The sequence below is a fragment of the Streptomyces sp. NPDC097129 genome, from assembly GCF_055668065.1.
Map to the genome: position 1 here is coordinate 273,435 of NZ_JBVOQE010000011.1, position 12,189 is coordinate 285,623.

The following is a 12,189-nucleotide window of genomic DNA, read 5'->3' on the forward strand; positions in this document are numbered from 1 at the left end:
GCGAGGGCGTGCGCTACGGCGGTGGTGGCGGCCCGGTGTCTCAGCGCTTGCGGCGCCGTCCCCGGCCGCCGCGGCCGGCGGGCACCGGGATCGAACCTGTGCCGGTGTCACCGTCGGTGACCTGGCCGGCCGGCGCCGTACCCGTGCGGTCGGCGGCGACCACCAGGGCGGCGAGCGCGGTGGTGACCGGCACCGAGGCGACCAGGCCGATCGAACCCACCAGCGTGCGCACGATCTCCTCCGCGACCAGCTCGCTGTTGGCGACCGTGCCCACGCTGCTCTGCGCGATGGAGAAGAGCAACAGCAGCGGCAGCGCGGCACCGGCGTACGCGAGGACCAGGGTGTTGACGACGGAAGCGATGTGGTCGCGGCCGATCCGGATGCCGGCCCGGTACAGCCCGCGCCAGCCCATCGACGGGTTGGCCTCGTGCAGCTCCCAGACGGCGGAGGTCTGGGTGACCGTCACATCGTCGAGCACGCCGAGCGATCCGATGATGACGCCCGCGAGCAGCAGACCGCTCAGGTCGATGGACGGGTACAGGCCGTGGATCAGGCCGGTGTTGTCGTCCGTGTTGCCCGTCAGGGCGGCCCAGCCGATGAACAGCGAGCCGAGGACGCCGATCAGCAGCAGGGAGATCAGGGTGCCGAGCACCGCCACGGACGTCCGCGCCGACAGCCCGTGGCACAGATACAGGGCGATGAGCATGATCGCGCTGGAGCCCACGACGGCGACGACCAGAGGGTTGTCGCCCTGCAGGACCGCCGGCAGGATGAAGAAGTTCAGCACCAGGAAGCTGATGGCCAGCGCGACGAGCGCCATCACTCCGCGCATCCGCCCCACGACGATGACGGCGAGCGCGAAGACGCCGGCCAGCAGGGCCATCGGGAAGCCCCGGTCGACGTCCGTGACCGAGTACTGGAGGTCCCTCGGCGCCGAGGGCTCGTAGGCGACCACGACCTTCTCGCCCTGATGCAGTTGCCGCGTCTGGTCGGGCTGCACGATCTCGGTGAACGTCCGGCCCTGGTCCTTGCCCGAGTCGACCCGGACGGTGGCCTTCTTGCAGCTGCCACTCGGCTGCTGCTGGGCCGAGGAGCCCTCCGCGGTGGACGCGTCACCGGTCGGCGAGCCACCGGAGGCGTTGACGGACCGGCAGCTCACCTCGACCACCTGGGTGACCGTGGCCTGCTGGGACTGCCGGTCGAAGCCGACACCGGTGCGCTGATGGGAGGGGGCGCCCCCGGGCCACAGCACGCCGAGACCGACGACCACCGCCACGGCGAACGGGATGAGGATCGCCGCGATGACCTTGCGCAGATGCCGGGAGACGGGAGCGGCGGGCCCGTGACTGTGACTGTGCGAGTGCCCGTGTCCGCCTCCCGCGGAATGTGCGGCACCGTGCCCATGTCCGCCGCCGGACACGCGCCGGTGTCCGTGCTCGGACCCCGTCGCGTGCCCATGTCCGTGGCCGTCCTCGGCGACCTGACCGTGGCCGGCCGGGCTCTGGCCGCGGGGCGGCTCGGACGGCGGATACGGGGGCTGGCGTGTGGTGGTCACCGACCGATCATCGCAAGAACGAGAGGGGCCCCCTGTTCACCGCGCCCGAATTGACGCTAGCGTGGAGGCACCTTTGCACACGCGGGAGCTCGGAGCACCGGGCTGAGAGGGCGCTGACCTCCGTCTTCGCGATGTTTCACGTGGAACATGTGGTGTCCCACGCGAAATGTCGGTAGACGGTGACCGCTGCGTCGACCGCCGAACCTGTTACCGGGTAATGCCGGCGTAGGGAGTAGGTCTCATGACCAACAAGGACGCACGCACGCCTGCCTCCGTTCAGAGCGAGTCTGCTCAGGAGGCCGGGAAGTCCATCGGCTGGCACAAGGCGTACGTCGAGGGTTCGCGCCCCGACCTGCGGGTGCCGGTCCGTCAGGTGCACCTCACCAACGGGACGTCGGTCACTCTGTACGACACGTCCGGCCCGTATACCGATCCACTCGTCGACACCGACGTCCGCAGGGGCCTGTCGCCGCTGCGGGAGAACTGGATCATCGCCCGCGGCGACACCGAGGAGTACGCGGGCCGTCCCGTCCGTCCCGAGGACGACGGAATCAAGCACACCTCGCCGCGCGGCGGTCTGCGCAACCTCGACGCGGTCTTCCCCGGACGGCCGCGCCAGCCCCGTCGCGGCCGTGACGGCCAGGCGGTCACGCAGCTCGCGTACGCCCGACGGGGCGAGATCACGCCCGAGATGGAGTACGTGGCGCTGCGCGAGAACGTCTCGCCGGAGGTGGTCCGCGAGGAGATCGCGGCCGGCCGCGCCGTGCTGCCGGCCAACGTCAACCACCCGGAGATCGAGCCGATGATCATCGGCAAGCGGTTCCTGGTGAAGGTCAACGCCAACATCGGCAACTCCGCGGTGACCTCCTCCATCGAGGAGGAGGTCGAGAAGATGACCTGGGCGACCCGCTGGGGCGCCGACACGGTCATGGACCTGTCCACGGGCCGCAACATCCACACCACCCGCGAGTGGGTGCTGCGCAACTCCCCCGTCCCCATCGGCACGGTGCCGCTCTATCAGGCGCTGGAGAAGGTCGACGGCAGGGCCGAGGAACTGACCTGGGAGATCTACAAGGACACGGTCATCGAGCAGGCCGAGCAGGGCGTGGACTACATGACGGTCCACGCGGGCGTGCGCCTGGCGTATGTGCCGCTCACCGCCAACCGCAAGACGGGCATCGTCTCGCGCGGCGGCTCCATCATGGCCGCGTGGTGCCTCGCCCACCACAAGGAGTCGTTCCTGTACGAGCACTTCGAGGAGCTCTGCGAGATCCTCGCCGCGTACGACGTGACGTACTCCCTCGGTGACGGCCTCAGGCCCGGCTCCATCGCGGACGCCAACGACGAGGCCCAGTTCGCGGAGCTCCGGACGCTCGGGGAACTCAACACGATCGCCAAGCGTTTCAACGTACAGACCATGATCGAGGGCCCGGGGCACGTCCCGATGCACAAGATCAAGGAGAACATCGACCTTCAGCAGGAGATCTGCGATGAAGCTCCGTTCTATACGCTCGGCCCGCTGACCACGGACATCGCGCCGGCGTACGACCACATCACCTCCGGCATCGGCGCCGCGATGATCGCCTGGTGGGGCACGGCGATGCTCTGCTACGTCACGCCCAAGGAGCACCTGGGCCTGCCCAACCGGGACGACGTCAAGACCGGCGTCATCACCTACAAGATCGCGGCTCACGCGGCCGATCTCGCCAAGGGCCACCCGGGCGCGCAGGAGTGGGACGACGCGCTGTCCGACGCCCGGTTCGAGTTCCGGTGGGAGGACCAGTTCAACCTCGCCCTGGACCCGGACACGGCGCGGGAGTTCCACGACGAGACCCTGCCGGCGGAACCGGCCAAGACGGCCCACTTCTGCTCGATGTGCGGGCCGAAGTTCTGCTCGATGAAGATCTCGCAGGACATCCGGCGCGAGCACGGCGGCAGCAAGGCCGAGATCGAGGCGGGGATGGCGGAGAAGTCGCGGGAGTTCGCGGAGGCGGGCAACCGCGTGTATCTGCCGATCGCGGACTGACGCGGCCCCCGGGCGGTACTCCGTGCCTGGCGTGCACGGAGTACCGCTCGCCGGCTCAGTGTCACCGGGGAGTTACTCCGGCTGGTGTTCCGGGCCGCCGAAGTCCGGGCTGCTGAAGTCGGGGCTCGTGAAGCTCGGGCGCGGTCCGGCGGCGGGGCCGTCGTCGGGGCTGGTGAAGCCCGGCCGGTCGTAGCCCAGGCGCGGGATGCGGCTGGACGGCACCGACGGGGACGCCGGATACGCCGGCGTCGTACCCGGATCGGCCAGGGCCTCGCGCAGAAACGGCACGATGCCGCGTTCCAGCAGGGCCTCGTGCCAGGCGTCCCGGGCCTGGGTCAGCTCCTGCGGCGGTTCACCGTGGGCGCCGGACTCGAGCGAGGGGCGGTTGCGCAGAGCGGTGAGCAGCAGGCCGACGGTGGCGACGAGGATCGCGGCCGCCGTCAGAGCGCCGAAGACCCAACCGGCGGTCAGCATGGTCCGGGCGAAGGCCGGCTCGGGGTCGAGCATCTTCAGGACGTAGCCCACCAGCAGGAATATGGCGGCGGCGGTGCCGGCGAGGACGGGGGCGAGGACGGCGACCACGGCGACGGCGCCCGCGCCGGTGGTGTCGGCCATCTCGCCCACGGTGGCGGCGAGCCCCATCGGAGCGCTGCCGGACTCGGCCGGTGCGGAGGGGTGTTCGGCGGTCGGCGCGGCGGTCGGGGCCGGCTGGCGCAGCTCCTCGCGGACCTTGACGTAATGCTGGTACTCGGTGGCGGCGGAGGCGGTGATGAGGGCGGTGGCGCTGAGCGCCATGGCGCGCAGCTGTTCGAGGCTGAGCCGTTGTCCGGCGGCGGACAGTTCGGGACGGTGGGCTGCGGAGCGCAGCGCCTCATCGAGGATCCGTTCGTAGTCCTGACGGTCCTCGCTCAGCAGGTGCTGCGGAACGCTGTTCATGTGCATCCCCCGATGCTCCGTAGGGCTTGGGGCTCGCATGGCGACGAGCCGTCGGGCAGAAACGGAGGGGAGCCTGCTACGGATAAGCCGATGGTAGAGCGGTGACGGCTCGCCGTGACAGGGGGTTTCCACAAATTGCCGACGGGTGGGGTGTGTTCAGCGGATCCGCTGTGTGCGGTCGCCGATGGGGGAGGACGGGCCGCGGGGCGGCGTGTGGGAACGTTCAGCCGCCCAGCGGGAGTTCCTGGACCAGCAGTTTCCCGGCCATCGTCACACCGCCGTCCATCGCGATGGCGAGCCCGTCGGCGTAGACGTGCGGGCCCTCGACGACCGGGCCGGCGCTGTCCTCGCCTTCCTCGGAGCCGACCTCGCCCAGCAGATACGGAATCGGGCTGTGGCCGTGAACGACGCGGGTGCCGCCGTACGTATCGAGCAGTGAGCGCACGGCGTCGGCGCCGCCCTCGTCGCGGAAGGAGAAGCGCTTGGTGAACTTGCGGAACAGATCCCAGCACTCGTCCGCGTCGTTGCGGGTCAGCGTCTCGCGGACGGTGTCGTTGACGGCCTCGATCGAGTCGCCGTAGTCGAGGTAGGCCGTGGTGTCGGAGTGCACGAGCAGATAGCCGTCGACCTCTTCGACGGCGTCCAGGCGGGCCATCCACTGCAGGTGGTGGTCCTGGAGGCGGTCCATGTCGGTCTTCTGGCCGCCGTTGAGCAGCCAGGCCGCCTGGAAGGTGGCGGTGCCCGCCCCGGAGTTGACGGGCGTGTCACCGAACCGTTTGGCGCCGAGCAGCAGCAGCTCGTGGTTGCCCATGAGTGCCTTGCAGTAGCCGCCGGCCGCCGCGGCCTCGGCGGACAGCCGCATGACCAGGTCGATGACCCCGATGCCGTCGGGTCCGCGGTCGGTGAAGTCACCGAGGAACCACAGCCGGGCGGTGCCCGCGCACCACTGGCCCGCCGTATCGATCAGCCCCTTCTCCTGAAGGGCGGAGACCAGCTCGTCGAGATAGCCGTGCACGTCGCCGACGACGTAGAGGGGGCCGGGGCCGGCGGCGGGCTGGGCCGGGGCCGGGGCCGGTACGGCGGCCGGGTCGACGGTCACCTGCACGGTGTCACCTCGGTTGATGACGGGCAGATCGCGCTCGGTGGGCGTGTATCCCTCGGGCACGAGCGGCTCCTCGACGGGCCGGACGCCCTCGCCCGGCTGGGCCTCGTGGCCGAACGGACCGGTCTCATGGACGTACGCAGGCACGCGGAAGTCGCGCAACGTCGCCGTCCGCTCCACCTCGGGTCCCTGACCGGCCCCCTGAGTCATCGACCCCTCCACCATCGCGCCGCAGCTGCACCGCTTCGGACTGCCTGGTCGCAGCGGCCCGCGGTGTCGTGGGCCCATCATAGGAATGCGGATCGTGCCGTGTGATGACCCAGGGGTGGTGAATCGGAACAAGACTCCTGTTCACCGCGGCTTTCGCCCCTTTTGGGAAGGGCTTTCCCCGCCTGGCCCCGCCCGGTCACGACGTCAGGGGGTCCGACACATCCGGCTCGCCGCCCCCTGCGCCCGCCCCGAGTGTGCGCTCCGAGGCGCTGAGTGGGCCACCCCCGCCCCCACCCGGGGCCGGGAACGCGGCGGGGAGCCCCCTCCGCACCCCGCCCGCCCCGGCGGGCGCGCCGCGAACCGCCCCGCCCCCGGGGCGCGGCCCCCTGTCGCGGGACGCACCGCGGGCCACCCGTGCCTACCCGTCCCCCTCCGGGGCGCGCGGCGGGCTGACCGTCGTGCGCTGCGGGCGGCGCTGGGAAGACGTGCGGATGATCAGCTCCGTCGGTATCACCTGCTCGACCGGTTGGTCGGACTCCACGCCCTCGATGGCGTCGATGAGCAGCTGCACCACGGCCGTGCCGATACGACGGGGCTTGAGCGACAGGGTCGTGATCGGCGGCTCGGTGCTCGCGTAGACGGTGGATTCGCTGCAGCACACCAGGAGCAGCTCCTCGGGCACCCGCAGCCCGTAGCGGCGGGCGGCGGCGAGCAGATCGGTGCCGTTGGGGTCGAACAGGCCGTAGACGGCGTCGGGGCGGTCGGGCCGGGCGAGCAGCCGGTCGGCGGCGACGGCGCCCGCGCACGGGTCGTGCGCCGGGTAGGCCTCGTAGACCGGGTCCTGCCCGACGCGCTCGCACCAGCGCAGGTAGGCGGTGGTCGACAGGTGCGTGTACGTGTCGGTCGTGGTCCCCGTCAGCAGGCCGATGCGGCGGGCGCCGGCGTCGGCGAGGTGGTCGAGGATGTTCATGACGGCGGCCTCGTGGTCGTTGTCGACCCAGGCGGTGACGGGCAGGGAGCCGGCCGGGCGGCCGTCGGAGACCACCGGTAATCCCTGCCGGACCAGTTCCGTGACGACGGGGTCCTGGTCGGAGGGGTCGATGACGACCGTGCCGTCCAGGGCGACGTTGGACCACACGTCGTGGCGGGAGGTCGCGGGCAGGATGACCAGCGCGTAGCCGCGGGCGAGCGCGGCCGAGGTGGCGGCTCGGGCCATCTCGGCGAAGTACGCGAACTCGGTGAAGGTGAAAGGTTCATCCCCGTACGTCGTCACGGTCAGACCGATGAGGCCCGACTTGCCGGTACGGAGGGTGCGGGCGGCGGCGGAGGGACGGTAGCCCAGCCGGTCGGCGACCTCGCGGACGTGGCGCCGGGTCGCGTCCGGGAGCCGGCCCTTGCCGTTCAGGGCGTCGGAGACGGTCGTGATGGAGACTCCGGCGGCGGCGGCCACGTCTCTGATGCCCGCCCGGCCCGGCCGGCTGCCTCGGCGTGAGGTTTCCGCGCGGCTCACCTGGTGCTTCCCTGCTGCTGTCATGGCGAGGTGATAGTAGGGCTCATGACGCGGGGTAGTGCGGACGCATATGCACGCGTTGACAGGCACGTTTCTGCATGGCCAGTAGGCATGAAGTGCCTTGGAAAGAAAGGAAGTTAACCGTTTTCTCGGCAAGACATGATGCGTCGGCGCGGTTGGGCCTGCCGAGCACCCGATGTTTCGAAGAGGTCTCAACTCACCTTGACGAGGGATGCGCGCCACGGCGTGAGCTACCGGCGCATAGATATATGTACGGCGCGCCCCCCACGCCGTACGCCCACGCGGACCCTTCGTCTGTCTTCGTACGGCGATGCCCGGGATGCGCTCCGGGGGCGAGAGGTCTCGCTGCCTGTGCCCTGCCCCACGAGGTCCTGCAGACCGGTACGCAGCGAGGCCCAATCCTCATAAGGTGAGCAGTATTGGAAGCCGGCGGCAGTGACGGGCCGCCGGTGGTTGCGAGGAGGACTGCGGTGAGCGAGACGAGCCCCAAGCTGCGCGCCGAGCTGGAGGGTATTCCCACCTACAAGCCGGGCAAGCCCGCCGCGGCCGACGGGCCGGTGGCCTACAAGCTGTCCTCCAACGAGAACCCCTATCCGCCGCTGCCCGGCGTGATGGAGCGCGTCAACGCCGCTGCCTGCGACTTCAACCGCTACCCCGACATGGCCTGCACGGGCCTGATGAACGAGCTGTCCGAGCGTTTCGGCGTCCCGCTCTCCCACCTGGCGACCGGCACCGGCTCGGTCGGCGTGGCGCAGCAGCTCATCCAGGCGACCTCCGGCCCCGGCGACGAGGTGATCTACGCCTGGCGCTCCTTCGAGGCGTACCCGATCATCACGCAGATCAGCGGGGCGCGTTCGGTGCGGGTGCCGCTGACCGAGGGCGATGTGCACGATCTGGACGCCATGGCGGACGCGATCACCGACCGGACCCGGCTGATCTTCGTGTGCAACCCGAACAACCCCACCGGCACGGTGGTGCGGCGGGCCGAGCTGGAGCGGTTCCTGGACCGGGTGCCCAGCGACGTGCTGGTGGTGCTGGACGAGGCGTACCGGGAATTCATCCGTGACCCCGAGGTGCCCGACGGCGTGGAGATCTACCGCGAGCGGCCGAACGTGTGCGTGCTGCGGACCTTCTCCAAGGCGTACGGCCTCGCCGGGCTGCGGGTCGGTTTCGCGATCGCACATGAGCCGGTCGCTGCGGCGCTGCGCAAGACGGCGGTGCCGTTCGGTGTGAGCCAGCTGGCGCAGGAGGCGGCGATCGCCTCGCTGCAGGCGGAGGACGAGCTGCTGGGCCGGGTCGGCTCGCTGGTGTGCGAGCGCACGCGGGTGGTCGACGCGCTGCGGGCCCAGGGCTGGACGGTGCCCGAGACCCAGGCCAACTTCGTGTGGCTGCGGCTGGGCGAGCGCACGGTTGCTTTTGCGCAGGCGTGCGAGCAGGCCGGCGTGGTCGTGCGCCCGTTCGCGGGCGAAGGGGTACGGGTCACGGTCGGGGAGACCGAGGCCAACGACATCTTCGTGAAGGTGGCGGAGAACTTCCGCAAGGAGCTGTAGGACTTCGCAGGCAGGGAGCCGGATGGCTCCGTAGGCAGATCACGGATGGCGCCGCGGGTGCGGCCGCGGCCTGAGTGAGCTGTCCGTTGACGAGGGCTGGGTCAGCCGATGGGCTGGGTCAGCCCTCGATCAGTTCCACGCGGATGGGGTCGCCGTCGCGCACCGTGGCGAGTGTGCGGGCGTCCCCGTCCAGGCGTCCCATCACATTGCACGGGCTGGCCAGACGGCACTCGTCGCCCCGCGAGATCGGCGTCGGCCCGTAGGGAAGGGCGAGCGCGTCGCCGTCCGTCCAGAAGGCCACGGTGCCCGGTTCGACGACCTGCTGGGCCGTTGTTTCACGTGAAACCGAGACTCCGGTGTCGAAGTAGACCTCCTCGCCCCAGGTGCGGGCGACGGAGGCGAGCGGCAGGGCCTTGGCGAGGGCCTGCGTGGTGGCGGTGTCGTCGAGGGTCGCGGTGAGGTGACCTGCGGGCCACGAGATCCGGATCCGAGTCGTCGTCGTGTGCGTACTGCTGTGCATCTGCATGGCGCGCAATTCAACACAATGTTGAACTCGCTGCCAAGAGTCTGCCGCGGCGGTCAAGGGGGGACCCCCCTTCGAAAGTCGAAAATCGGTGCGTCATAATGGCTTGTGAATGTGAATGCATTCACAAGCGTGCCCGGTTGCTCCCGTGTTGTGGGTCACAAACAGGGGCAAACGGCAGCCGTTGCACGGCGAGGTAAGGAGACTGACGACGTGGACCTGGCTTTGGCGCCGGAGACACTGGCGCGCTGGCAGTTCGGCATCACCACCGTCTACCACTTCCTGTTCGTCCCGCTGACGATCTCGCTCGCCGCACTCACGGCCGGGTTGCAGACCGCCTGGGTGCGCACGGAGAAGGAGAAGTACCTCAGGGCCACCAAGTTCTGGGGCAAGCTCTTCCTGATCAACATCGCGATGGGCGTCGTCACCGGCATCGTGCAGGAGTTCCAGTTCGGCATGAACTGGTCGGACTACTCCCGCTTCGTCGGTGACATCTTCGGCGCGCCCCTCGCCTTCGAGGCGCTGATCGCCTTCTTCTTCGAATCGACCTTCATCGGCCTGTGGATCTTCGGCTGGGACAAGCTGCCGAAGAAGATCCACCTGGCCTGCATCTGGATGGTCTCGATCGGCACGATCCTGTCGGCGTACTTCATCCTCGCCGCGAACTCGTGGATGCAGCACCCGGTCGGCTACCGCATCAACAAGGCGAAGGGCCGGGCGGAGCTGACCGACTTCTGGGCCGTGCTGACCCAGAACACCGCGCTCAGCCAGGCCTTCCACACCCTCTCCGCGGCCTTCCTGACCGGCGGAGCCTTCATGGTCGGCATCGCCGCGTACCACCTGACCCGCAAGAAGCACATCCGCGAGATGAAGACCTCGCTGCGGCTCGGCCTGATCACCGTGGTCATCGCCGGTCTGCTCACCGCGGTCAGCGGTGACACCCTCGGCAAGGTCATGTTCAAGCAGCAGCCGATGAAGATGGCTGCCGCCGAGGCCCTGTGGGACGGACAGAAGCCGGCGCCGTTCTCCGTGTTCGCCTACGGCGACGTGGAGAAGGGCCACAACAGCGTGGCCATCGAGATCCCCGGCCTGCTGTCCTTCCTGGCCGACGACAACTTCACCTCGTACGTGCCCGGCATCAACGACGTCAACAAGGCCGAGCAGCAGAAGTTCGGGCCCGGCGACTACCGGCCCAACATCCCGGTCACCTTCTGGGGCTTCCGCTGGATGATCGGCTTCGGCATGGCGTCCTTCGGCCTCGGTATCGCCGGACTGTGGCTGACCCGCAAGAAGTTCATGCTGCCGCGGGCCCTCCGGGTCGCCGACGACGAGGTGCCCCACCTGGTCCTGTTCAAGAACAAAGCGCTCAGCCCGAAGCTCACCACCTGGTTCTGGCGCATCGCGATCTGGACCCTGGCCTTCCCGCTGATCGCCAACTCCTGGGGCTGGATCTTCACCGAGATGGGCCGCCAGCCGTGGGTCGTCTACGGCGTCCTGCAGACCCGCCACGCGGTCTCCCCCGGCGTGTCCCAGGGCGAGGTCATCACCTCGATGTCCGTCTTCGGCGCCCTGTACGCGATCCTCGCCGTCATCGAGGTGAAGCTGCTCGTCAAGTACGTCAAGGCCGGCCCGCCCGAGCTGACCGAGGACGACCTGAATCCGCCCACGAAGATCGGCGGCGACTCCCGGGACGCCGACAAGCCAATGGCCTTCTCCTACTAGGCCGAGGGAGCTGCACAGACATGGAACTGCACGACGTCTGGTTCGTCCTGATCGCCGTCCTGTGGACCGGCTACTTCTTCCTGGAGGGGTTCGACTTCGGGGTCGGGGTACTGACCCGGCTGCTGGCCCGCAACCGGCCCGAGCGGCGGGTGCTGATCAACACCATCGGCCCGGTCTGGGACGGCAACGAGGTGTGGCTGCTCTCGGCGGCCGGCGCGACCTTCGCCGCCTTCCCCGAGTGGTACGCCACCCTGTTCTCCGGCTTCTACCTGCCGCTGCTGGTCATCCTGGTCTGCCTGATCGTGCGCGGTGTCGCCTTCGAGTACCGCGCGAAGCGACCCGAGGAGCACTGGCAGCGCAACTGGGAGACGGCGATCTTCTGGTGCTCGCTGATCCCCGCGTTCCTGTGGGGTGTGGCCTTCGGCAACATCGTGCACGGCGTGAAGATCGACAAGAACCTGGAGTACGTCGGGAGCCTCACCGACCTGCTCCACCCGTACGCCCTGCTCGGCGGCCTGGTCACGCTCACGCTGTTCACCTTCCACGGGGCGGTGTTCACCGCCCTGAAGACCGTCGGCGAGATCCGCGAACGCGCGCGGAAGCTGGCCCTCAAGGTCGGCCTCGCCACCGCGGTCCTCGCCCTGGCCTTCCTGGGCTGGACGCAGGCCGACGGCGGTGACGGCAAGAGCCTGATCGCCCTGGTGGTCGCCGTGGCGGCGCTGGTCGCGGCGCTGGTGGCCAACCAGGCCGGGCGGGAGGGCTGGTCGTTCGCCCTGTCCGGCGTGACCATCGTGGCCGCCGTGGCCATGCTGTTCCTGACGCTGTTCCCGAACGTCATGCCGTCCACGCTGAACCCGGACTGGAGCCTGACGGTGACCAACGCCTCGTCGAGCCCCTACACCCTGAAGATCATGACCTGGTGCGCGGCGATCGCCACGCCGGTCGTGCTGCTCTACCAGGCCTGGACCTACTGGGTCTTCCGCAAGCGGATCGGCACACAGCACATCGCCGAGCCCGCACACTGACGTCGAAGC

The 12,189-nt window shown here is 69.5% G+C and carries 9 protein-coding genes; 4 read left to right on the forward strand and 5 right to left on the reverse strand.

Translation table 11 applies throughout. The annotated features are described in order from the left end of the window. Positions 1-40: 40 nt before the first annotated feature. Positions 41-1,555, reverse strand: coding sequence for a YibE/F family protein (locus AC0B9F_RS29340; protein WP_472007640.1), 1,515 nt, complete (start codon positions 1,553-1,555; stop codon positions 41-43). 241 nt (positions 1,556-1,796) lie between these two features. Here AC0B9F_RS29340 and thiC point away from each other — a divergent pair, with 241 nt between their 5' ends. After that, a complete protein-coding gene (gene thiC / locus AC0B9F_RS29345) occupies positions 1,797-3,581 on the forward strand; it encodes a phosphomethylpyrimidine synthase ThiC (RefSeq protein WP_472007642.1) in 1,785 nt (594 codons plus the stop codon). Between the two features lie 72 nt (positions 3,582-3,653). Here the strand turns inward: thiC and AC0B9F_RS29350 are convergent, their stop codons facing one another. The 3 genes from AC0B9F_RS29350 to AC0B9F_RS29360 all read right to left on the reverse strand — a co-directional run bounded on the left by AC0B9F_RS29350 (position 3,654) and on the right by AC0B9F_RS29360 (position 7,363). Then, complete coding sequence (locus tag AC0B9F_RS29350) at positions 3,654-4,523, reverse strand: hypothetical protein (protein ID WP_472007643.1); 870 nt, start codon at positions 4,521-4,523, stop codon at positions 3,654-3,656. Positions 4,524-4,740: 217 nt separating this feature from the next. Further along, positions 4,741-5,844 (reverse strand): metallophosphoesterase, encoded by a 1,104-nt coding sequence (locus AC0B9F_RS29355; RefSeq protein WP_472007644.1) that lies wholly within the window; start codon positions 5,842-5,844, stop codon positions 4,741-4,743. Between the two features lie 403 nt (positions 5,845-6,247). Then, a complete protein-coding gene (locus tag AC0B9F_RS29360) occupies positions 6,248-7,363 on the reverse strand; it encodes a LacI family DNA-binding transcriptional regulator (RefSeq protein WP_472007646.1) in 1,116 nt (371 codons plus the stop codon). Between the two features lie 467 nt (positions 7,364-7,830). Between AC0B9F_RS29360 and hisC the strand changes: the two genes are divergently transcribed. Continuing rightward, entirely contained in the window at positions 7,831-8,910 is a 1,080-nt protein-coding gene (gene hisC / locus AC0B9F_RS29365; RefSeq protein ID WP_472007647.1) for a histidinol-phosphate transaminase, read from the forward strand. 118 nt (positions 8,911-9,028) lie between these two features. Here hisC and AC0B9F_RS29370 read toward each other — a convergent pair whose 3' ends face one another. Further along, positions 9,029-9,436, reverse strand: a complete 408-nt coding sequence (locus tag AC0B9F_RS29370; RefSeq protein WP_472007649.1) for a cyclophilin-like fold protein — start codon at positions 9,434-9,436, stop codon at positions 9,029-9,031. Between the two features lie 210 nt (positions 9,437-9,646). Between AC0B9F_RS29370 and AC0B9F_RS29375 the strand changes: the two genes are divergently transcribed. Further along, on the forward strand, positions 9,647-11,155 hold the full coding sequence (locus tag AC0B9F_RS29375) for a cytochrome ubiquinol oxidase subunit I (protein WP_472007651.1): 1,509 nt from the start codon (positions 9,647-9,649) through the stop codon (positions 11,153-11,155). A 20-nt stretch (positions 11,156-11,175) separates the two neighbouring features. Continuing rightward, on the forward strand, positions 11,176-12,180 hold the full coding sequence (gene cydB / locus AC0B9F_RS29380; RefSeq protein WP_472007652.1) for a cytochrome d ubiquinol oxidase subunit II: 1,005 nt from the start codon (positions 11,176-11,178) through the stop codon (positions 12,178-12,180). Positions 12,181-12,189: the final 9 nt, after the last annotated feature.